The following is a 23,483-nucleotide window of genomic DNA, read 5'->3' on the forward strand; positions in this document are numbered from 1 at the left end:
AGATTTTTATTTGTTAACATAATTATAACGTTTCTTAATTCATCAAAAAAAATGCTCATAACCTGTTAATAAATTAATTTTTAAAGTCACTTTTTTAGAATATATTTGTAAATCAAATTTAGAAAAGACATTACATGAAATTTATTGTATCTAGTTCGCAATTATTAAAACAATTACAAGTTTTAGGTGGCGTTATAAATAGCAACAACACTTTACCAATTTTAGATAACTTTTTATTTGAATTATCTGAAAATGAATTAAAAGTTTCTGCATCAGATTTAGAAACTACCATGAGTTCTGTAGTTGATGTAGAAAGCGACAGCTCTGGTTCTATTGCTGTTTCTGCACGTTTATTATTAGATACTTTAAAAACGTTTCCTAATCAACCTTTAACCTTTAAAACCGATGGAGAAAGTACTATAGAAATTAGTTCTGACCAAGGTAAATACGACATGGCTTATTTTGGTGGAGATGAGTTTCCTAAAGCAGTTTCTTTAGCATCACCAAGTACAACTGTTGTACCTGCAAGTATTTTAGGAACAGCTATTTCTAAAACAATCTTTGCTGCTGGTAATGATGATTTAAGACCTGTAATGAGTGGTGTATTTTTTCAATTTAGCTCACAAAGCTTAACTTTTGTTGCTACAGATGCTCATAAATTAGTAAAATATTCTAGAACAGATGTTACTGCAGATCAAACAGCAGAGTTTATTATGCCAAAAAAACCTTTAAATTTATTAAAAGGAATTTTAGGTGGTTCTGAGAGTGATGTAATTATTGAATATAACGATGCAAATGCAAAATTTACATTTGATAACGTAGTTTTAGTTTGTAGACTAATTGATGGAAAATACCCAAATTACGAAGCTGTAATACCTAAAGAAAATCCAAATAAATTAACCGTTGATAGAGCTTCTTTTTTAAACTCTGTAAAACGTGTTTCTATCTTTTCTAGCAAAACAACACATCAAATTCGTTTAAAAATGGCAGGAACAGAATTAAATATTTCTGCAGAAGATTTAGATTTTTCTAACAAAGCAGACGAACGTTTAAGTTGCGATTACCAAGGTGATGATATGCAAATTGGTTTTAACTCTCGTTTTTTAAGCGAAATGTTAAACAACTTAAGTTCTAACGAAGTTTTAATTGAAATGTCTTTACCTAACAGAGCCGGAATTTTAACTCCTATTGATGGTACTGACGAAGGTGAACAAGTTACCATGCTAGTAATGCCGGTAATGTTAAATAACTAAGATTTTTAGCATAATTTTATTTTAAAAATTTACCTTTCTTGTCTAAGCAAGATATAAAAATATAAAAACCACAACTTTTTAGTTGTGGTTTTTTGTTTACATTTACTTTTATGAATTTTTTAGCCCATCTCTATTTATCTGAAAACAATACCAGTCTTATGATTGGTAATTTTATTGCAGATCATATTAGAGGCAATAATTACCAAAAATTTTCTAAAGAAATTCAGCAAGGTATTTTTTTACACAGAGCAATAGATACTTTTACAGATAAACACCCTATTGTTAGGCAAAGTAAACGAAGGTTACATCCACGTTACAGACATTATGACGGTGTAATTATCGATATTTTTTATGATTATTTTTTAGCTAAAAATTGGGCTCAATATTCAGAAATTCCTTTAGACATATACACACAATCAATTTATAAAATGTTTAATGAGATTGCAGAAAACTTACCTCTTAAATCTCAAAACTTTATTAAATACATGATTGAATATGATATTCTTTACAACTATCAATTTAAAAACGGAATTGAGCGCGTTTTAAACGGAATGAATAAAAGAACTCAAGGTAAATCTCAAATGAATTTAGCTATTGAAGATTTAAACATTCTTCATAAAGAATTAGAAGAAGATTTTACAACATTTTTTAAAGACTTAAAAGAATACACGCATCAAAAAATAAAAAAAATGAACTAATTAAAGCTCTTATTATGAAAAAAACACTTTTATACATTTTAATTTCTACTATATTATTTAACTGTAAAACAGCAGAAAAAAGTACAAAATGGAAAGGTCAAGCTCCTGTAAAAGCAGTTTCTACAGATACAAAACCCATACAAAAACAATATAAAGATGTTTTTAATTTGGGTGATGATGTATATGTTACTAATAATTTTGATGGAGCAAGATTAAATGGTATTACAAGAATTAACGACACGTTAATTAGCACACTTATTACTCCAGAAAATACACCTATAAACACAAGCCCTTGGTATGCTTTTAAAATTTGGTCTAAAAAAACTACAAATATCTACCTAAATTTAACTTACTTAAACAATGTTAAACATCGATATGATCCTAAAATTAGTACAGATGGTAAAAGATGGAATACAATAGAACCTGAAAATTATCAACTTATAAAAACTGATACAACTTCTAAATCAGCTAATATTGCTCAATTAAAATTAACCATTAATACAGATACTTTATGGGTTGCTGCACAAGAAGTTATCAACTCTAAAGACAATAAAAATTGGATACAAACTCTTGCAAAAAAGCCATTTGTAAAAAGTAAATTAATAGGCCTTAGTAAAGAAAAAAGAACTATTGAATCTCTTGAAATAGGAAAAGATTCTAATCAAAAAATGATTGCCGTAATTTCTAGGCAACATCCTCCAGAAGTTACAGGTTATTTAGCCATGAAATCTTTTGTAGAAACAATTGCTTCTGATAGTGATTTGGCTAAAAAATTTAGAGAACAATTTTCTACTTACGTTGTTCCTATGGTAAATCCGGATGGTGTTGATAACGGACATTGGAGACACAATGCTGGCGGAATTGATTTAAATAGAGATTGGAGTAATAAAAATCAGCCAGAAACAAATGTTGTTCAAGATTATTACAAAAGTGTTACCAAAAATGGAAAGAAAATATACTTTTTTGTAGATTTCCATTCTACATATCATGATATTTTTTACACACTAAACCCAGTATTAACAAGCAATGCTACTGGTGTTGTGCCTAAAATGATACAACAAATGGGAGCAGAATTAAACTTAAATCCTAATATAAAACCTTCAGATAATATCAACTCTGTAATTTCTTCTCGCTATTTTTTTAATACATTTAACGCAGAATCTTTAACTTATGAAATTGGAGATAACACACCAAGAGACCTTTTAAAAGAAAAAGGAAAAGTTTCTGCAATTAAATTAATGAAATTATTACTAGAGCAAAATTAAAATAGATACATGAAAAAACTAAGCTTACTTTTTACACTTTCTTTACTATTGATAAATTGTAAAACACCAGAAAAAAAAGAAAAAATTATAGGTTTAACAACTAAAAAAGCAATGGTAGTTTCTGCAAGAGAAGAAGCTTCTAAAATTGGTGCAGACATTTTAAAAAAAGGAGGAAATGCGTTTGATGCAATGTTTGCTACAGAAATGGCATTGGCAGTTGCATATCCGTTTGCAGGAAATTTAGGTGGTGGTGGTTTTATGGTTTACAGAAAAAATGATGGAGAAATTGGCGCTTTAGATTATAGAGAAAAAGCACCTTTAGCCGCTACAAAAGATATGTATTTAGATGATGAAGGCAATGTAATTAAAGGGAAAAGTACTGCTGGTGCTATGGCTATTGGAATTCCAGGAACTGTTGCCGGAATTTTTGAAGCTCACAAAAAATTTGGAACATTATCTATCGAAGAAATTTTAGAACCCGTAATTGCATTAGCTAAACGAGGTGTAATTGTAACCAATAAGCAAGCTAAGAGAATCAAAAATTATCAACCTTCGTTTTTAAAAGTAAATAAAGATTCTATTCTTTTTACTAAAAATTGGCAAGAAAACGACACCATTAAATATCCTGCTTTAGCAGAAACTTTAACTAAAATTCAACAAAACGGTAGAGACGAATTTTACAAAGGAGAAACTGCCAAAAAATTAGTCGATTTTATCCGAGCTAATGGAGGAATAATGACCTTAGAGGATTTAGAAAAATACGAAGCAAAATGGAGAACTCCGGTTACTTTTACTTATGATGGATTAAAAATTATTTCAATGTCTCCACCTTCTAGTGGTGGTGTTGCTTTGGCGCAAATTATGAGAGCAATTGAACCTTTTGATATCGATAAATTTGGTCATAACAGTACAAAATCTATCCAAGTAATTACAGAAGCAGAAAGACGTGCGTATGCAGATAGAAGTTATTTTTTAGGTGATCCTGATTTTGTAACCGTACCACAACAAAAATTAATTTCTAAAGAATATAACAAAGAAAGAATGGCAGATTTTTCTTTTGAAAAAGCAACAAAATCTGAAGATGTTTCTCACGGAAATATAGAAATTATAGAAAGTGATGAAACTACACACTACTCTATTGTAGATCAATTTGGTAATGCTGTTTCGGTAACAACAACACTAAATGGTGCTTATGGCTCTAAATTATATTCGCCTGAATTAGGTTTCTTTTTAAACAATGAAATGGATGATTTTTCTAGCAAACCAGGCGTACCAAATATGTTTGGTTTAATTGGTGCAAAAGCAAATGAAATTCAACCAGAAAAAAGAATGTTAAGTTCTATGACGCCAACTATTGTAGAAAAAAACAATCAACTTTTTATGGTAGTAGGAACTCCAGGAGGTTCTACAATTATTACATCTGTTTTACAAACAATTTTAAATGTGCACGAATACAAAATGGGCATGCAAGAAGCTGTAAATGCGGCAAGATTTCATCATCAATGGTTACCAGATGTTGTTAAAATGGAACCAAATAGTTTTGATAAAAAAACAATTACAGAATTAGAAAGTTTAGGTTATAAAATAGATGAAACTACTTCTAGAATTATTGGTAAAGTATCGGCTATTTTAATAAACGAAGACAAAACTTTAGAAGGTGGTGCAGACAAACGTGGTGATGATACTGCTGTAGGGTTTTAAACAAAAAAAAATAATTTTTACAAACAATAAAAGTAATGCAAGTACAACCATTTCACTTAGCAATTCCGGTACAAAATTTAGAAAAATGTAGAACTTTTTACAGAGATATTTTAAACTGTGAAGAAGGAAGAAGTACTGAGAGTTGGGTAGATTTTAATTTCTTCGGACATCAATTAGTAATTCATCAAAAAGAAGATTTTAAACCAGAAAGGATTTCTAATCCTGTTGATGGTCATGATGTTCCGGTTCCGCATTTTGGAGTCGTTTTAACTTGGGTAGATTGGCATTTATTATCAGAAAGATTAAAAGCTGCAAACACTAAGTTTGAAATTGAACCTTGTATTCGTTTTCAAGGAAAAGTTGGCGAACAAGCAACTATGTTTTTTAAAGATCCAGAAGGTAATGCTCTAGAATTTAAAGCTTTTCAAGATATAAGTCAATTGTTTGCCAAATAACACATAAAATATCTTACAGAACAACAAAAAAAAAGTAGCTATTATCTAATAAAAAAATTACAAGCTTAATTCTTTTATTTAATAGCTACTTTACCAAAACAACACTTTTTCTTTTTAAGCTACTTCAAATTCTTCTTTAATCTGTTTAATCCAAGTTTTTAAACGTTCATCAGTTAATTGAGATTCATTATCATGATCTAAAGCTAAACCATAAAACATACTTTCATTATCTTTTATAAGTGCAACAGAATCTGTAAAACGGTAACCTTCTGTAGACCAAAATCCCACCAACTTTCCTCCGTTTTCTATAATTACTTCTGCTAGTATACCAATTCCATCAACAAAATATTCTGCGTAACCAATTTGGTCTCCTAAACCAAAAATTGCAACTGTTTTGCCTGTAAAATCAATCGTTTTAAAATCGTCAAAAAACGTTTCCCAATCACTTTGTAAATCACCATCATACCAAGTAGATAATCCTAAAATAATAGTATTATACTTGTTAAAATTATCAACAGAAGCGTAACCAATTTCCATTAATTCTAAATTATCTTCTTCCCAATATTCTACAAAATCTTTTGTAATGTCATCTGTTACTCCTGTATCAGAGCCATAAAATAATGCTATTTTTTCCAACCTAATCAATTTAGTGTTGCTACAAAAATACATTATTTTTATTTATTCTAAATAAAAATAATGTATTTTTGACGAAAAACAATTTATGCACTATTTAAAACCTATTTACCACAACAATATTGGCGCATCTTATTTTTTAAAAAATAACTTAGATTCTGATTTTAATATGGATCGAATACAAATTATTATTGGTGATGTTGCCTTGATATTAGAAAATAAGGAAGTATATGCTTTTTTAGAGATTATAAATTCTGTAAAATCTGGTTGCAAATGCAATGAATGTAAAGAACTAAACCAAATAACATGTAATACAAGTTATACCAAATTGATTTTTAAATCTACTAAAAAGAATATTATTCAATTAGAAGATTTGGTTAGAGGTACTATTTTTGAACTACAAATGAACGCTTTGATAAATTAAAGCTTAAATTTGTACTAATGCAATTAGTAGAAACTCATTTTGTAAATAAATTAGACACTTCTATTCGTTTTCAAGAATATGCAGTTGGTATTTTTAATACAATTCCTACTAAATCTGGCATTAAAAAAGCCATTAAAAAAGAGCTTATTTTTATTGATGATACTTTAGCTACAACATCTAAATACATTTCTGGCGGAGAAAAAATTGAGCTTTTTGAGTCTGAAAATTCATCTACTTTTGAAAGGCTTAAACTAAATTTAGAAGTGCTATTTGAAGATGATTTTTTAGCCATAATTTACAAACCTGCGGGAATTTTAGTTAGTGGAAATAAGTTTGTAACCATTGCAAATGCATTATCTCAAAACTTACAAAAAAGCACATTTTTTGATGCAGTTAAACCACAACCAATTCATCGTTTAGATTACCCAACAAGCGGACTTTTATTAATTGGTAAAACAAGTACTGCAATTACTGAATTAAGTAAATTATTTGAAGAGAAAGAAATACAGAAAACTTATTTTGCTATTACAATTGGCAAAATGAAATCAAAAGGTTTTATCAATTCTCCTATTAACGAAAAGCTAGCCTATACAAATTATAAAGTTTTACAATCTGTAGTTTCTAAACGTTTTGAGTACTTAAACTTAGTTAAACTACAACCAAAAACAGGTAGAAAACATCAACTTAGAAAGCATTTATTTTCTTTAAAAAACCCTATTTTGGGTGACAAAGAATACTTTTTAGAAAACAAAATATTAAACGGAAAAGGTTTGTTTTTACATGCTGCTGGTTTAGAATTTACACATCCGTTTACGAAAGAAAAAATTGTTATTTCTAAAGAAATACCTAAAAAATTTACAAAGATATTTCCTGATTTTTAACTTCTTGCATTGTTTTAAATAACCTATCAATTAACGCAAATATTTCCTCTTCATTATACATTGCAAAACCAACTCTAATAGAATTATGCCCTATTTTTGCATTGTCATAACGTTGCCACTCTCCTATTTCTAGTTGATATTTATTCGCAATTTCTGCAACGGTTTTCCAAGAATATTTTTTATTTAAGGTTAACCAAACAGCCATTCCTCCTTTAGGTTTATCAAACGTAAAAACAGTGGAAAATTGTTCTTTTAAAAGTTTACAAAACAAATCTCTTCTGGCTTTATAAACTTTCATTACTTTTTTTATATGTCTGTCTAAATCTCCAGATTTTATAAAATCTTCAAAAGTTAACTCCAATAAAGCATCACCTTGTCTGTCTATAAATCTACGCTGATTTGCAGCTTCATTTACAAAAGAATTGGGTGCAATTATATAACCAATTCTAAAAACTGGTGCAACTGTTTTACAAACAGAACCTATGTAAATTACGTTACCATTTGTATCATGACTTGCCAATGGTAAAATTGGTGAATGATTGTAATTAAAATCGTAATCATAATCATCTTCAATAATTGCAAAACTATATTTTTTAGCTAAGTTTAATAAATGAATTCTTCTTTCTGCAGACAAAGTTACCGTTGTTGGGTGATGATGATGAGAAGTTACATATACTGCTTTTATTGATTTATTTTGACAAATTTGCTCAATTTCATCAGTAACCAAACCATTTTTATCAACAGAAACTCTAAGTAAGTTTGCTTTTCTTTGTAAAAAATTAGTATCTGCAGACGTGTAATTTGTTTGTCCAACAATAATATTATCATTCTTTTGTAATAATAATTTGGCCGATAAAAAAATACCCATTTGGCTTCCTCTAGTAATAATTACATTGTCTTTATTAATATTTAATCCGCGTGTTTTATTTAAATAATCTGCTAAAGTTATTCTTAATTTTTCATTGCCAAAAAGCGATCCGTAAGACATTTCTTTATAAATATTTTTCTTACTACAAATACGTCTATACGTTCTTGCTAAATCTTCGGTTGGTGTTAATCTTGCATCAGAAATACCGTCATTAAACATCATAAAACCTTCTTTAATTTCTGGTGATATTCTTTGTAAAGATGCATCTTTATAAAATTGAAATCCAACTTTTTTAGTTGATAAAACTTCTTTTTTTTGCACAAATTCTTGTTGATGTAATTCTGGTAATTTTGCATTGATAAAAGTTCCCTTTTTAGGAATACTTTCTACCCAACCTTGCAATAACAACTCTTCATAACAAGCCACAACCGTTTTTCTATGTACATTTAATAACTCTGCTAAAGTTCTGCTACCCGGTAACTTTGTTTCTGGTAAAAGTTTGCGCTCTTTTATCAACCTTATAAATTGATTTGATAACTGCAAATACAAAGCTTGTTTGCTTTTTCTATCTAAATAAAAACTGGTTTTAAAAGGAAACATAAACTGGACTATTATTTATTTTTATTCTGGATGATTAATATAGTCCATAAATATATTAATTTTGAAATACAAAAAGCTATAATTATGATTAAAAGAGAGTTAAACGATAACGAGTATAATGAATATTATGCTAGATATATAAACAAAGTTTCGGCCAACACCAATTTAGAAATTGGGTATAAAGAAGACGAAAAAATGATTATAGATTTCTTTTCTTCTATTACAGATGAAAAATTAGCATATAAATATTTACCCGAAAAATGGACTATAAAAGAGGTTTTTCAACACATTATAGATACAGAGCGTATTTTTATGCATCGTTTTTTACGAATTTCTAGAAAAGACAAAACTCCGTTACCTGGTTACGATCAAGATATTTATATAGATCCATCCGAAGCAAACACAAAAAGTATCGAAGAATTATTGAAAGAATTTTCAATTACTCGTAGTTATTCTAAAAACTTAATCAACAGTATTTCTAAAGAAAACTTAAAAAATATGGGATTTGTAAGTAACTCACCAATGTCTGCAAGAGCTTGCGCTTTTTTACTATTAGGCCACAGTATTTGGCATATAAACATTATTAAAGAACGTTATTTATAAACTAATAAAGCATTAAAATTAAAATGATTACAATAAGAAGAGCTACAATTACAGACGCAACTTATATTGCTTTATTGGGTAGAGTTACCTACACAGAATCTCACGGAAATTTTGTAGAAAACAAACAAAATTTATTAGATTTTTATAAAAAATATTATTCTGTAACTCAGATTAAAACTGAAATAAATGATGAAAACAATTTATTTTGGATTATTTTTTCTGATGATTTACCTATCGGTTTTGCAAAGCTTACTTTAAATATAGATACAGAGAATAATACTAATATAGATTTTTGTAAACTACAACGTTTATATATTTTAAATGATTTTATCAACCTAAAAATTGGTTCGCAATTACAGGAAATCATCTTAAAAAAAGCTACCGATTTAAATTTTAAAACAATTTGGTTAACAGCTTATTATAAAAACACAAAAGGTCTTAAATTTTATAAAAAGTACGGTTTTAAAGAAGCCGGAAGTATCGATTTTTATGTGGGAGAAACCAATTATGAAAACTTAATTTTTTCTAAAGATTTATAATACAACTATGAAAACTTATCAAAAATCTAAATTAAACAGAGTAAAAAGAGGCCAAAACAGAGCAACTTACGATGTAGAAAAAATCAATGCAATTTTAGATGCCGGGTTTTTATGTTACGTGGGTTATATTTATGATGGAAAACCTATTACAATTCCGATGGCATACGCCAGAAAAGATGATAAAATTTACATTCATGGTTCTACAGCAAACCGAATGCTATTGGCTATTTTAGAAAGCGGCGAAACATCTATAACCGTAATGCATTTAGACGGATTGGTTTTAGCACGTTCTGGGTTTCATCATTCTGTAAACTACAGATCTGTAACACTTTTTGGTAGCTTAAAAAAAATTGAAAATGACACAGACAAAACAACAATTTTAGAGCGGATTGTAAACCAAATGGTACCAAATCAATGGAGTTCTTTAAGACCGATGCATCAAAAAGAATTAGACAGAACTTTAGTGGTAGAATTTACTATAGAAACAGCTTCAGCAAAAGTAAGAGATGTTGGTGTAAATGATGAACCAGAAGATTATAATTGTGATGTTTGGGCAGGAATTGTACCCATAAAACAAGTAGCAGAATACCCAATTGCTGATGAAGGAAAACCTAAAAACATGGAAATACCAAAACATATTTTAGATTATTATAAAGCCAACAAATAGTTTCTTCTTTTAAATTTTGATATTTTAGCTTCTAATTTTTTAATTTATAAAAATGAAGAAGCTTTTTAAATTTATCGGAATACTTTTACTGTTAATAATTGCCGCAATTACTATTTATTATTTTGTTAATAATGAAGCGTTACCTAAAGGCAAAAAAGGAGAAGAAGCAGAAATTTTAGCAAACAAAATGTTTGATGCTTTAAACCATGAAGCTTATGAAAATACAGAAATTTTAAAGTGGAGTTTTAGAAATGAGCATTTTTATACTTGGGATAAACAAAATGATATTGTACACGTTTCTTGGGCACAATACAAAGTAACTTTACATACAAAACACCCAGAAAAATCTGAAGTTTATATTGATGGTAAACTTTCTGAAAACGAAGAAATTATAAAAAAAGCACAAGCTTATTTTAACAACGATTCTTTTTGGTTAATTGCGCCTTATAAAATTTTTGATCCTGGTACAGAAAGAAGTATTGTAAATTATAATAACAAAGAAGCTCTTTTAATAACCTATACTTCTGGTGGTTCCACTCCTGGAGATTCTTATTTATGGATTTTAGATGAAAACTATTTACCTACTTCTTTTAAAATGTGGACTTCTATTATTCCTATTGGTGGTATTTCTGCAACTTGGTCAGATTTAAAAGACACAAAATCTGGTATAAAATTACCTACAAAACACAAACTTTCTTTATTTGGTTTAGAAATTAAGATGGGTAATGTAAGAGCTTATAACGAAAAAGCAGATGTTTTAGCAGACATTGTTTTAAAAGCGATTAAACATGAAAACTATAAAAATACACGTTTTATAGAATGGAGTTTTGCTGGTAAGCGTTCTTTTAAATGGGATAAAGAAAAACATATTGTTGATGTTTCTTGGGATTCTATTCGTGTAAACTTACATCCAGAAGAAAAAGAAAAAAGCACTGTTTATTATAACGATAAAAAACAAGAAATTGCAGATACGAAAATTATAAAACGTGCTTGGGATATTTTTAATAACGATTCTTTTTGGTTGGTTGCTCCGCATAAATTATATGATTACGGTACAATAAGAAGTATTAAAAAAGTAGATAATAAAGAAGCCTTGTTGGTAAAATATACAACTGGCGGTACAACACCAGGAGATTCTTATCTTTGGTTTTTTGATGAAAACTTTATACCTACAAGTTATAAAATGTATGTACCAAGTATGAAAATGGAAGGAGTTTCGGCAACTTGGCAAGATTGGATTACTACAGAAAGTGGTACATTATTACCAACAAATCATACTTTTTCTGGCGGAAGAAACTTAAGTATGGGAACCGTAAAAGCATACAACTAATGACATCAAAAACAATTGCAAACGGCATTTTAAGAGCTTTAGCCATCATAGTCGGAATTTTACTTTTAGGCTATTTCTTGTACATGATTCAATCTGTAATTGTTTATATAATTATTGCAGCTATTTTATCTTTAATTGGGCGTCCTTTTATTATATTTTTAACCAAAAAATTAAAATTTCCTAAAACAATTGCGGTAATAACCACCATGTTTTTAATGCTAAGTTTATTAACCGGTTTAGTTTTTTTATTTATTCCTTTAATTTTAGAACAAGGCAGAAGTTTATCGCTTTTAGAGGTTGATAAACTACAAACCAACATTCAGGATATTTTTAATGAAATAACAGTCTATTTTTCATCCAAAGGAATTGATGTTTTAAAAGAATTAGAAAATATTGACGTTGTTTCTCAATTTAAAACAATACCAGATATTTTAAATACCATTCTTGGTGCATTAGGTAGTTTAAGTATTGGGTTGTTATCGGTACTATTTATTTCATTTTTCTTTATGAAAGATAGTAAATTACTAAAAAACGGAGTCTTAACATTAATACCAAACAAATCTGAAACACGTTTTTCTAAATCTTTAGAAACTATAAACGATCTATTAGCAAGTTATTTTATTGGCCTAATTATTCAAATAACAGTTCTCTTTGTAATTTATACCATTGTTTTATTAAGTTTTGATATTTCTAATGCAGTAGTTATTGCTTTTTTGTGTGCAATGCTAAACTTAATACCTTATGTTGGCCCTTTAATTGGCGGTATTTTAATGTTTATTTTATCGATGTCTAGTAATATTGGCCAAGACTTTCAAACAGAAATTTTACCAACGTCTTTATGGATTTTGTTTTGCTATTTATTAGCGCAATTATTAGATAATTTTGTGAGCCAACCTGTAATTTTTTCAAAAACCACAAAATCACACCCTTTAGAAATCTTTTTAGTAATAGTAATTGGTGGTTTATTATTTGGGGTTTTAGGTATGATAACTGCGGTACCTTGTTACACCGCTTTAAAAGTAATTTTAAAAGAATTTTTATCAGAAAATAAAATTGTAAAATCTTTAACTAAAGACATTTAACAAATTTTGAATCTAAATATCTTACAACCTAAAATACAGCAATTTATTGTTGATAATTTAAAATCTAATATTACAAAACTAATATTAAAAGGCAGTCCTTTTAATGAAATTACAATACAAGAGTTAGCCAATCAAATTGTTGCAAAACAAAAATCTGAGCAAAAACTTGCCACTTGGTTTACTACAGATAATATTTATTATCCACCAAAAATTAGTATCGAACAAACTTCATCAGAAATTACAGCAAACTACAAAGCTAACTTGCTAAAAGGAGACAGCATTATAGATATTACGGGTGGTTTTGGTGTAGATTGTTTTTACTTTGCAAAGCAATTTAAAAAAGTTATTCATTGCGAAATTAATGCCGATTTATCAACAATTGTAAAACACAATTACCTACAATTAAACGTAAATAATATTACTACTTTTTCTGGTGATGGAATTGAATTTCTAAAAAATACTGACAAAAATTTTGATTGTATTTACATAGATCCTTCAAGAAGAAACGACATAAAAGGAAAGGTTTTTTTATTAAAAGATTGTTTGCCTAATGTGCCCGAAAATATTGATTTTCTATTTTCTAAAAGCAATCAAATTTTATTAAAAAACTCGCCAATTTTAGATATTTCTAGCGCTATATCAGAATTAAAATTTGTAAAAGAAATACACATAATTGCTATTAAAAACGAAGTAAAAGAGGTTCTTTTTTTATTAGAAAAAAATTACGAGAAAGACATACAAATTAAAACTATCAATATTTTAAAAGATAGAAATCAAAAATTTGATTTTAATTTTAATGAAGAAATAACTTCTACATATTCAGAACCGCTTACCTATTTATACGAACCTAATTCGGCTATTTTAAAATCAGGTGGATTTCATCAAATAGCAAAAAAATTAGACGTTTTTAAATTACATCAACATTCTCATTTATATACATCGGCACATTTAATAGATTTTCCAGGTAGAATTTTTAAAATTGAAACTATTTTAAATTACGATAAGAAAAAATTGAAAAGACTTTTACCTGAAAAAAAAGCAAATATTACTACTAGAAATTTCCCAAAAACGGTGGCACAAATTAGAAAAGAAACTAATTTATCTGACGGTGGAAATAACTATATTTTTTTTACAACGGATATACAAAACAAACCTATTTGTATTATTTGCTCAAAGACAAATAATTAGGTAATAATAAAATTAAATAATTAAATTTAACAGAAAATTGAAAACCAATAATATTTTAAAAATATACTATGAAAAAATATTACTTATTATTCTTTATTACATTTAGTTCTTCATTTCTATTTTCTCAGACCGAAAAAATTCCTGAAAAGAAAATTCAAAAAACATTTGCTAAAATAGACTTCCTTTCTTTATCATTACCCGATAATGATCCTAATATGGGGTTTGCAGGTATCCATTATAATTTAATGCTTAATAATTGGGCATATACAGGTTTAGGTCTTTACGGTTCTGTATCTGGTAATAAAGGTGGTTTTTTTACTTTGGGAGTAAATGCCGGTGTTAAAAAAAATATTGCAGATAATTTATATCTAGATACTGGTTTCCATTTTGGTGGTGGTGGTGGTGCAGCTGCGCCAGATGGTGGTGGCGCTTTCATTTTGCCTCACTTTAATTTAGGTTACGATTTTAAGAGTTTTTCTATAAATTCTGGTTGGAGTTATGCTAACTTTTTTGATAAAGGAAATATTAGAGGTCATCAATTAAATATTGCTTTAGAAATTCCCTTAGAATATTCTTATTCTGATTATAAATTTTCTGAAGATGAATTTGATTTTAGCCACTTAAAAAATTCTGATTGGAACGTAAATTCCAAAAGAATTTCTTTAATGTTTCATCTAAATAATTTAAAAATTTTAGGCGATGATGATAATACTAATATAAAAACCTTTGGTAGAGCTACTATAAAACTTGCTGGTTTTGAATTGGCAACTTATCTAACTAAAAACTGGTTTAGTTTCTTAAAATTAGATGGAGCTTATGACGGAATAAAAGCGGGTTACATGGATGTATTTTTAGGTGGTGGATACCATTTATCTTTAAATAATAACAATACAAGTATTTTAGCCAAATTTGGTATTGGTGCTGGTGGTGGTGGTAGCGTAGACTCTAAAGGAGGATTTTTATTATATCCAGATCTTTCTATTGAACAAAAAGTATTTGATAATTTTTTCCTTTCTATAAACAAAGGATATGTAATGTCTCCTAACTCTCATTTTCACACCTCTTCTTTCGGACTTGGTTTAAAATATTATGTAGATAGAAACGGAATTATATCTGAAAATACTTCTTATACTTCTGCAAAATTTAAAGGTATAGAAGTTATTACACAACAAGAGGTTTATTTTAACCCTGCAAGAGAAGAAGGTAAACCCACTGAAAATATGCAACAAATATCTGTTCAAGTAAATCTAAATTTAAATAAAAATTTATATGTAGCAGGACAAACTTCTTTTGCTAATTTTGGTAATGCTGGTGCATATGCAGAAGGTATTGTTGGTTTGGGACTTAATACAAATCCTATTTTAAATGATAAAGTATCTCTTTTTGCACAAATATTAGCAGGAGCTGCTGGTGGAGGAGATATTTTAACAGGACAAGGTTTAATTGCTAAACCAAGTGTTGGTTTAGATTATCAGCTTAATAACACTTTAAGTTTAAGAAGTGCTGTTGGTTATATTAAAGCTGTTGGTAAAGGAGAAATTAGCAATCCTTTTTTTAATGTCGGAATTAAATATCATTTTTCTTTATTAAAACTTAAATAAAACAAAAACTCCTAATAAAAAAGGTGCTTAATGTAAATTAAGCACCTTTTTTTAATTATTAAAAACTTTTAATCTTACTTATAAAGTCTTAAAGAATAGATTTTATAATATCAGAAATAGAAATTCCTTCTGCTTCTGCTTTATAGTTTTTTACAATTCTATGCGATAAAATAGGTATAGCAACTGCTTTTACATCTTCTATATCTGGTGAATATTTACCTTTAATAGCTGCATGAGCTTTTGCTGCTAAAATAAGATTTTGAGACGCTCTTGGTCCTGCTCCCCAATCTAAATATAATTTTACAAATTCTGTAGCTTGCTCAGATTTAGGTCTTGTTCTACCAACCAAACCCACAGCATATTCTATTACATTATCTGTAACAGGTATTTTACGAATTAGTTTTTGTACTTCTATTATTTCTTTTGATGAAAATAACGGATTAACAGTTTTACTAATATTACTAGTTGTATTTTTTACTACTTCTACCTCTTCTTTAAAACTAGGATATTCTAAAGAAATAGAAAACATAAACCTATCTAACTGAGCTTCTGGCAAAGGATAAGTTCCTTCTTGCTCTATAGGGTTTTGTGTTGCTAAAACAAAAAAAGGTAAATCTAATTTATATTGATGACCAGAAACAGTAACAGATCGTTCTTGCATTGCCTCTAATAAAGCAGCTTGTGTTTTTGGAGGTGTTCTATTAATTTCATCTGCCAAAACAATATTAGAAAAAATAGGACCTTTTATAAACTTAAAATGTCTGTTTTCATCCAAAATTTCACTACCTAAAATATCCGAAGGCATTAAATCTGGTGTAAATTGTATTCTTTTAAACTGTAAACCTAAAGCATCAGAAATTGTATTTACTAATAATGTTTTTGCTAAACCAGGTACACCAATTAATAAAGAGTGTCCTCCACAAAAAATAGATAAAAGTGTAAAGCTAACAGCTTCTTGCTGTCCTATAATAACTTTTCCTATTTCAGCTTTTAATGCGTTGTATTTTACAACTAAATCATCTATAGCTTTAACATCAGACATTATTTATTAATTTCTTTTTTCCAGTTTTTATTAAAATCACATTTACTATAACTATCTCCTATTTTTATGTAAGTATCTTTAATTTTTTCTCTAGACCATTTATCAATTGTTTCTTCTTTCTTTTTTTGAAGAGCTAATTGTTGTACTTTTTCATAATCTTTTATAATGTCTGCAGTGTGTGTGTCTGTTCTATCTTTCATTAAAATGAATTTAAACATCTCTTCTCCTACTGCAGATTTATCATAAAAAGCTTCAGTCATTTCACCTTTTTTAAGATCACTAACTCTTGCATAAAATGCAGGATCCATTCTTGTTAAATCAAATCTAGATTCCCCTGTAGAAGGGTTTATAATAAGACCTCCACTAAATTTAGAATCTTCATCTGTAGAATATTTTAATACAGCCTCTTCAAAAGTAACTTCTCCTTTTTTAATCTCATTTATAATATCGTTTGCTTTATCTTCTAACTCTTTTAACATGTTATCAGTTACAACAGGTTTTATTAAAATATGAGAAGCAATTCTTGTATTACCTTTAATAGCATGTAATTGCATTATATGGTAACCAAATTGTGATTTAAAAGGTTCTGAAACTTGATTTACATCTAAAGTAAATGCCATTTCTTTAAATTCTTTAATAAAATTAGATTCTTTAGTTACAGTATATTCTCCTCCATTACTTGTAACACCAGGATCATCAGAGTTAATAATTGCTTTCATCTTAAAGTTAGACCCGCCTTCTATTTGCTCTTTTATCTCATTTAACTTAGCAATTACTCTTTCTTCTTCTTCTTTAGTTGGTATTGCTTTTAAAACAATTTGAGCCAATTCTATTTCTGCCGGAAACTGTGGTAAATCTCCTTTTTCTTTTAATCCGTTAAAATACAAACGAACCTCTTCTGGCGTAACATCAATCTTTTCTGTAATTTTTTGTTGCTCTTTTTCTATTAGAATATTTTCTTCTTGTACAGTATTTAACTCCTTTTTTAAATCTTCTAAATCGTTAAAACCATAAGCTTTAATTACTTTTTCTATATTACCATATTGCTGTGTAAAGTATTGTATACTTCTTTCTACTCTACTGCTAATCTCTACATCAGAAACTACAACACTATCAACTATTGCATGATGCGCTAATAATTTTTGTTGCATCAATTCTTCTAACATTTCGCAATCTGTAATTTGTACTTTTCCTTCACTTCTAGTTTCTATTTCTTGCTTAAACTTATCTATGTCAGAATCCAAAACTATATTTTTACCGATAACTACAGCTACTCCGTCTATTTTTGTTTTTTGTGCAGAAGCTTGCAAAGCTATAAACCCTAAAAAGAAGGTGTAAATTGATAATTTAATATATTTTGAAATTGTTGTTTTCTGTTGCATCTTTTACTATTATTTTTTCTATCTCTCTAATTAATTCAATTTTACGTTTGTGTAAAATTAGTTGTTCTATAGTCTCTTTAATATAGCTTAAAGGAGCTATAGAGTTACGTGGTAAAACGTCTTTTATAGACACCAAATATAAACTTATTGAATCTTGTTTTTCGATGAATTTTGTTTTTTTTAACAGTTTTTCTTTGGAAAAAGGTAGTTTTAACAAAATGTTATCTAATTGAGTCCAAATAGAATCGTTAAATTGATAATCTTTAAAACTTAATTCTTGTTTTTCTAACTTTTCTAAGTCGCTAATACTATCTGATTTAAAAAGTTTTAAAAGTTCTTTTTTATCATTAATATTAACATCTACATGAAGATATTTTATTTTTACCAACTCTTCATTTAACTTAAAATTTTCTTTATTATCTAAATAATATTCTTCTAATTCTTCGTCTGTTATTACGGTATCTAACTGTTCTTTTACTAATTGTTCTTTATAATTATTAATTAACAAACCTTCTTTATAACTTTCTACAAGGTCATTTATTTCGTTAACCGTTTCTAAAGAGCTATTCTTTTTAGACTTGTCTAATAATAGTTTTTTTATTGCCCAATTTTGTATAAAACTTTTTACCAAAACAATACTATCTTCTTTTCTTATATTGTCTGGTGTTAGATTTAATAAATCTTTTTTATAAAGTTTCTCTCCATTAACAATTGCCACTACATTGGCCTCGTTATCTTCTTTTTCTTGCATTTTAAATAAATCACAAGAAGTAAAAAACACTAAAAAAATTATAATTGTTATGAATCTCATTAATTGTCTTCGTAAAATTTAATTAGTTTTTTTAGTTCTTTTTTAGATATCTTAACCTTACTTTTCTTTCTTAAATCTGCTATCCAATTTTTTTCTAAAAAATTTTGATAATCATTAATTACTTTTCCTTTTGATTTTTCAAAATCTTCTGTTTTATAATCAGATTTATGTTTATTAAAAAATTCTTTTAACTCTAAAGTGTCTTTAGAAGATTTAGACCAAATTTTTTGCTGCATTAACTCAAAAAGTAGCAAACCATCTTCATATTCTTTTAGAGTACTTGCATACTCTGGCTCTGTATAAACTAAATTATCTTTGTAATAAGTAAGTATTTGTTCTTCTTTAAACATATCAAAAAGTTTAAAAACAGGCAAATGTCTTCTGTTTCTAATATATTTTATAAAAGTTTCTTGTGTAATATTTTTATCGTTAATACTAATAATTGTGTTTTGTAAAGAATCTGTTGGTATAGATCTTAAATTTTTAATGTCTAAAATCTTTTTAGCTTCTTTGTACTCTACAATATTATATTCTTTTTTTAATTTATTGATAACCGCTTGTTCAGAAAGTTGCATTCTAGAACTCTTTCTAATTTTATCTTTTAACTCATTTTTCATTTCATCAAAAGATTTAATTGGATGCTTTTTTTGTAAAGTAACAATATGCCATCCAAAAGGAGTTTTAAATGGTTTAGAAAAATCGCCAACATTTTCTAGCGCAAAAGCAGCATCTTCAAATGGTTTTACCATTCTGCCTGTACCAAATTTACCAAGACTACCACCTTTTATTTTAGAACCCGGATCTTCTGAGTATTTGATAGCTAAGTCTTCAAAACGTTCATTGTTTATTAGTCTAACATATAAACTATCAATTTTATTTTTACCTACAATTGTAGTGTCTCTAATTAAAATATGTGCAGCTTCTATTTCTCCTTTAGATTTTCTAAAATCATCTACCATTACAATATGATAGCCAAATTGCGTTTTAAAAGGCTTAGAAACCTCGCCAACTTTAGTAGAGTAAGCAGCATCTTCAAAAGAAGCAACCATATTAAAAGCTGAAAAATAGCCTAAATTACCTCCGTTTCCTTTTCTACCTGTTTTAAGATCATCTTGTGCCGATTTATCTTCAGAAAATTCAATTGCTAATTTTTCAAAACTTTCTCCATTTAAAATTTTATTCCTAATTTTTGTAATTCTATTATAAACCTCAAGTGTATCTTTAGGTGAAGCATCCCTAGGCAATCTTAATAAAATATGTTTGGCTTTTACTTGATTTTTTGTTCTAAAATAAACTTCTTTTACTAGATCATTTATAAAAGTAGTGTCTTGTAAATAAGGTGCAGAAAGTTGGTTCTTGTACGTTTCCATTTCTCTTCTATAAGAAGGTAACGTATCTAATTTTAAATTGTAAGCCTCTTTTACTTTTAGTTTATAATTTATGTATAAATCTAAATTTTTAGTTACACTTTTAGCTTCTTCATTATCTATTACGTCTAAATTTTTCTCATATACTTTTTTAAAGTCATTTACCGTTATTTTTTCATCATCAATGGTTACTAGTACCTTGTCTTTTTTTTGAGAAAAAATTGTAAAAGACAACAAAAAACTTAAAATAAATAATAAAATTTTACTTTTCATAAATTAAAAAATTATAAAGAAATGATACCTTTTATTTTTTCTGCTTCTTTGTAATAAGCAATTACATCATCAGAACTTTTTATATTTAATACAATAGAAACACTAGTATATTTACCTGTTTTAGATTTTTTTGTTTTTATAACGGCACCTGTATTATCAAACAAATCTTCTACTTCTTTAACTTGGTTACCGGTAGAAGGCACTATAAATTTATATAAATAGTCTGCAGGAAAAGCAGTTGTGTCTTCTAACTGAACTTTTAACTTATCATAAAACGCTTTTTTATCACTCATCTTATTATCTTCTTTTACAAATTGTTTTAAATAACAAGACACAAAATTACATTAAAAATTAGTTTTATAAAGGGAATCATTTATTTTTGTGAAATGCAACAAAAAATTCTATTAATTGGCGGACCTGGAACTGGTAAAACTTCTGTTTTAAATGAATTAATTTCGAGAGATTTTTTTTGTTTTCCAGAAGTTTCTAGAGAAGTAACTTTAAAAGCCCAAGAACAAGGTATCGATCAGCTTTTTTTAACAAATCCTTTATTGTTTAGCGAAATGTTATTAGAAGGTAGAGAGCAACAATATTTAGATGCAGAAAAATCTGATGCTGAAATTATTTTTTTTGATAGAGGCATACCAGATGTACATGCTTATATGGATTTTTTTAACACAGAATACCCAACAATATTTCTTGAAAAAAGTAGAAAATATAAATACGATAAAGTTTTTCATTTTTCTCCTTGGAAAGAGATTCACATAACAGATAATGAGCGTTATGAGTCTTTTGAAGAAACTGTAGAAATAGATTCTTTTTTAACAAAAACATATAAAGAATTAGGTTATAACATTATTAATGTACCTATGGCTAGCATAAAAAAAAGAACAGACTTTATCATTAATACGCTTTCTTGCGATTTATGATTTCTTCTTTAGAGATACTAAAAAAATATTGGGGTTTTTCTAACTTTAGACCTTTACAAAATGAAATAATTACCGCCGTTTTAAATGAAAAAGATGTAATTGCATTATTACCAACCGGTGGCGGAAAATCTATTTGTTTTCAGGTTCCTGCTTTAGTAAACAACGGAATATGTTTAGTTATTTCTCCCTTAATTGCTTTAATGAAAGATCAAGTAGAAAACTTGACCAAAAAAGGTATTAAAGCAACTATGTTACCTTCGGGTACTTCTCAAGACGAATTAATTACACTGTTTGATAATATAAAATTTGGAGGTGTAAAGTTCTTATATATTTCGCCAGAAAGACTACAGTCTTTTTTTATTCAGCAAAAAATAAAAGAATTAAACATTAACTTAGTTGCTATAGATGAGGCACATTGCATCTCGGAATGGGGACACGATTTTAGACCTTCTTACAGAAATATAAAAGTATTAAAAGAACTAAAACCAGACGTTAATTTTATTGCTTTAACTGCAACTGCCAACCAAAAAGTGCTTGCAGATATTTCTAAAAATCTTCTTTTAAAAGATCCAATTACATTTAAGAAATCTTTTTTTAGAGAAAACTTAGCTTATCAAATATTTACAGTAGAAGACAAACTACAACGCTTACTTCAAATTTTTACCAAAACTAAAAAACCAGCAATTGTTTATGTTAATTCTAGAAAAAAGACAGAACAAATTGCCAACTTTTTAAATGCCAATAATTTTAAAAGTTCTTTTTATCATGCTGGGTTATCATCCATAGAAAAAAATATTTCTTTTAATAATTGGATGACAGAAAAAACACCCATAATTGTAGCTACAAATGCTTTTGGTATGGGAATTGACAAACCTAACGTAGGTTTAGTTATTCATTTAGACTTGCCTTCTAGCATAGAAAATTACGTGCAAGAAACCGGTAGAGCTGGTAGAAGCGGTTTAAAATCTTTCGCGGTTTTATTATATAATAAAAGTGATATTTTATTATTTAAAGATCGATTAAAGAAAACCTTGTTAACTATTAAAGAGATAAAAGAAATTCATAAAAAACTATATCAACATTTTAGAATTTCTATAGGCGAAATAACCGAAGAATCTTATAATTTTAACATCTTAGATTTTAGTAAAAAATACAACTTTTCTGTTTTAAAAGTAGATGCTGCCATTAAATTATTTTCTAACAATGGTATTATAGAAATTGGCAATAATTACAATAAAAAATCTACTTTACAATTTATAGTAAAAAGCAAAACTGTTTTAAATTACTTAGATAAAAACCAAATAATTAAAGGTTTTACAAATTCAATTTTAAGAACTTATGCAGGTTTATTTGAGCAAGAAGTAAAAATTGATGAATTTTTTATCGCTAAAAAAACAGGATTAACCGCAAAACTTGTAATCGCTAATTTGCAACATTTACAAAAAGAAGGCATCGTTAATTATAACGCCATAAAAAGCGATGCAGAAATTACTTTTTTAATTCCTAGAGAAGATGATTATACAATTAATCGTTTCTCTAAAGAAATGAAACAATTTATTCATCAGAAAAAACAAAAATCAGAAGATTTAATTCAATTTATAAACAACAATACTGTTTGCAGAAGTAAACAAATTTTAAATTATTTTGATGAAATAAAAACCGACAATTGTGGTATTTGTGATGTTTGTATTGCTAACAAACAACAAAACCTTAAAAACACATCATCACAAATAATTCTACTATTAAAAAAAGAGCACGCCTTAAGTTCTGCAGAAATTAGTGCAGCTTTAACTGCAAATGAAAAAGACATTTTAATACATTTGCGTCAACTTTTAACCGATGATAAAATAAAAATAAATCATCTAAACAAATACCAATTAAATTTATAATT

The 23,483-nt window shown here is 27.8% G+C and carries 23 protein-coding genes; 16 read left to right on the forward strand and 7 right to left on the reverse strand.

Annotation, left to right across the window (positions count from 1 at the left end; all coding sequences use genetic code 11):
- Positions 1-134 precede the first annotated feature (134 nt).
- The 5 genes from dnaN (at position 135) to KI686_RS08400 (ending at position 5,372) form a co-directional block, all read left to right on the forward strand.
- Positions 135-1,253 (forward strand): DNA polymerase III subunit beta, encoded by a 1,119-nt coding sequence (gene dnaN, locus KI686_RS08380; protein WP_237588829.1) that lies wholly within the window; start codon positions 135-137, stop codon positions 1,251-1,253.
- A 110-nt stretch (positions 1,254-1,363) separates the two neighbouring features.
- Positions 1,364-1,951, forward strand: a complete 588-nt coding sequence (locus tag KI686_RS08385; protein WP_438617006.1) for an acyl carrier protein phosphodiesterase — start codon at positions 1,364-1,366, stop codon at positions 1,949-1,951.
- A 14-nt stretch (positions 1,952-1,965) separates the two neighbouring features.
- Entirely contained in the window at positions 1,966-3,216 is a 1,251-nt protein-coding gene (locus tag KI686_RS08390; protein WP_237588830.1) for a M14 family metallopeptidase, read from the forward strand.
- Positions 3,217-3,225: 9 nt separating this feature from the next.
- On the forward strand, positions 3,226-4,917 hold the full coding sequence (gene ggt, locus KI686_RS08395; RefSeq protein WP_237588831.1) for a gamma-glutamyltransferase: 1,692 nt from the start codon (positions 3,226-3,228) through the stop codon (positions 4,915-4,917).
- Between the two features lie 35 nt (positions 4,918-4,952).
- Positions 4,953-5,372: a VOC family protein gene (locus tag KI686_RS08400; RefSeq protein ID WP_237588832.1), complete on the forward strand. Its 420-nt coding sequence runs from the start codon at positions 4,953-4,955 to the stop codon at positions 5,370-5,372.
- 114 nt (positions 5,373-5,486) lie between these two features.
- Here KI686_RS08400 and KI686_RS08405 read toward each other — a convergent pair whose 3' ends face one another.
- Positions 5,487-6,008: a flavodoxin gene (locus KI686_RS08405; protein ID WP_237588833.1), complete on the reverse strand. Its 522-nt coding sequence runs from the start codon at positions 6,006-6,008 to the stop codon at positions 5,487-5,489.
- A gap of 85 nt (positions 6,009-6,093) precedes the next feature.
- Between KI686_RS08405 and KI686_RS08410 the strand changes: the two genes are divergently transcribed.
- Positions 6,094-6,429 (forward strand): hypothetical protein, encoded by a 336-nt coding sequence (locus KI686_RS08410; RefSeq protein WP_237588834.1) that lies wholly within the window; start codon positions 6,094-6,096, stop codon positions 6,427-6,429.
- 17 nt (positions 6,430-6,446) lie between these two features.
- Positions 6,447-7,310: an RluA family pseudouridine synthase gene (locus tag KI686_RS08415; RefSeq protein ID WP_237588835.1), complete on the forward strand. Its 864-nt coding sequence runs from the start codon at positions 6,447-6,449 to the stop codon at positions 7,308-7,310.
- Here KI686_RS08415 and pdxR read toward each other — a convergent pair.
- Positions 7,285-8,778 (reverse strand): MocR-like pyridoxine biosynthesis transcription factor PdxR, encoded by a 1,494-nt coding sequence (pdxR, locus tag KI686_RS08420; RefSeq protein WP_237588836.1) that lies wholly within the window; start codon positions 8,776-8,778, stop codon positions 7,285-7,287. The genes KI686_RS08415 and pdxR overlap by 26 nt on opposite strands.
- A gap of 84 nt (positions 8,779-8,862) precedes the next feature.
- Between pdxR and KI686_RS08425 the strand changes: the two genes are divergently transcribed.
- The 7 genes from KI686_RS08425 to KI686_RS08455 all read left to right on the forward strand — a co-directional run bounded on the left by KI686_RS08425 (position 8,863) and on the right by KI686_RS08455 (position 15,788).
- Positions 8,863-9,381 (forward strand): DinB family protein, encoded by a 519-nt coding sequence (locus tag KI686_RS08425; protein WP_237588837.1) that lies wholly within the window; start codon positions 8,863-8,865, stop codon positions 9,379-9,381.
- A 23-nt stretch (positions 9,382-9,404) separates the two neighbouring features.
- Positions 9,405-9,920 (forward strand): GNAT family N-acetyltransferase, encoded by a 516-nt coding sequence (locus KI686_RS08430; protein ID WP_237588838.1) that lies wholly within the window; start codon positions 9,405-9,407, stop codon positions 9,918-9,920.
- Between the two features lie 7 nt (positions 9,921-9,927).
- Positions 9,928-10,587: a pyridoxamine 5'-phosphate oxidase family protein gene (locus KI686_RS08435; protein ID WP_237588839.1), complete on the forward strand. Its 660-nt coding sequence runs from the start codon at positions 9,928-9,930 to the stop codon at positions 10,585-10,587.
- Positions 10,588-10,639: 52 nt separating this feature from the next.
- Positions 10,640-11,917 carry a hypothetical protein gene (locus KI686_RS08440; RefSeq protein ID WP_237588840.1) on the forward strand — a complete coding sequence of 426 codons (1,278 nt, stop codon included), beginning with the start codon at positions 10,640-10,642 and terminating at the stop codon, positions 11,915-11,917.
- Positions 11,917-12,999, forward strand: a complete 1,083-nt coding sequence (locus KI686_RS08445; protein WP_237588841.1) for an AI-2E family transporter — start codon at positions 11,917-11,919, stop codon at positions 12,997-12,999. Before KI686_RS08440 ends, KI686_RS08445 begins: the two co-directional genes overlap by 1 nt.
- Positions 13,000-13,005: 6 nt before the next feature.
- Positions 13,006-14,187: a class I SAM-dependent methyltransferase gene (locus KI686_RS08450; protein WP_237588842.1), complete on the forward strand. Its 1,182-nt coding sequence runs from the start codon at positions 13,006-13,008 to the stop codon at positions 14,185-14,187.
- A gap of 68 nt (positions 14,188-14,255) precedes the next feature.
- Positions 14,256-15,788 (forward strand): hypothetical protein, encoded by a 1,533-nt coding sequence (locus tag KI686_RS08455; protein ID WP_237588843.1) that lies wholly within the window; start codon positions 14,256-14,258, stop codon positions 15,786-15,788.
- Positions 15,789-15,876: 88 nt separating this feature from the next.
- On the opposite strand, the gene KI686_RS08460 is transcribed toward KI686_RS08455, so the two are convergent.
- From KI686_RS08460 to KI686_RS08480, 5 genes are read right to left on the reverse strand one after another with little or no spacing between them, the layout of a single operon-like run.
- Positions 15,877-16,830, reverse strand: a complete 954-nt coding sequence (locus tag KI686_RS08460; RefSeq protein ID WP_237588844.1) for an AAA family ATPase — start codon at positions 16,828-16,830, stop codon at positions 15,877-15,879.
- The gene (locus KI686_RS08465; RefSeq protein ID WP_237588845.1) at positions 16,830-18,212 is read right to left on the reverse strand and encodes a peptidylprolyl isomerase; all 1,383 of its coding nucleotides are present in this window, start codon (positions 18,210-18,212) and stop codon (positions 16,830-16,832) included. The genes KI686_RS08460 and KI686_RS08465 overlap by 1 nt, the downstream gene beginning before the upstream one ends.
- Positions 18,178-19,023 carry a hypothetical protein gene (locus KI686_RS08470; RefSeq protein ID WP_237588846.1) on the reverse strand — a complete coding sequence of 282 codons (846 nt, stop codon included), beginning with the start codon at positions 19,021-19,023 and terminating at the stop codon, positions 18,178-18,180. The genes KI686_RS08465 and KI686_RS08470 overlap by 35 nt, the downstream gene beginning before the upstream one ends.
- Positions 19,023-20,663: a peptidylprolyl isomerase gene (locus KI686_RS08475; protein ID WP_237588847.1), complete on the reverse strand. Its 1,641-nt coding sequence runs from the start codon at positions 20,661-20,663 to the stop codon at positions 19,023-19,025. Before KI686_RS08475 ends, KI686_RS08470 begins: the two co-directional genes overlap by 1 nt.
- An 11-nt stretch (positions 20,664-20,674) precedes the next feature.
- Positions 20,675-20,956: a DUF493 family protein gene (locus KI686_RS08480; RefSeq protein WP_237588848.1), complete on the reverse strand. Its 282-nt coding sequence runs from the start codon at positions 20,954-20,956 to the stop codon at positions 20,675-20,677.
- 93 nt (positions 20,957-21,049) lie between these two features.
- Here KI686_RS08480 and KI686_RS08485 point away from each other — a divergent pair, with 93 nt between their 5' ends.
- Entirely contained in the window at positions 21,050-21,592 is a 543-nt protein-coding gene (locus KI686_RS08485; RefSeq protein ID WP_237588849.1) for an AAA family ATPase, read from the forward strand.
- The gene (locus KI686_RS08490) at positions 21,589-23,481 is read left to right on the forward strand and encodes a RecQ family ATP-dependent DNA helicase (protein WP_237588850.1); all 1,893 of its coding nucleotides are present in this window, start codon (positions 21,589-21,591) and stop codon (positions 23,479-23,481) included. The genes KI686_RS08485 and KI686_RS08490 overlap by 4 nt, the downstream gene beginning before the upstream one ends.
- Positions 23,482-23,483: the final 2 nt, after the last annotated feature.

It is taken from the genome of Polaribacter sargassicola (assembly GCF_021991835.1).
Classification (GTDB): domain Bacteria; phylum Bacteroidota; class Bacteroidia; order Flavobacteriales; family Flavobacteriaceae; genus Polaribacter; species Polaribacter sargassicola.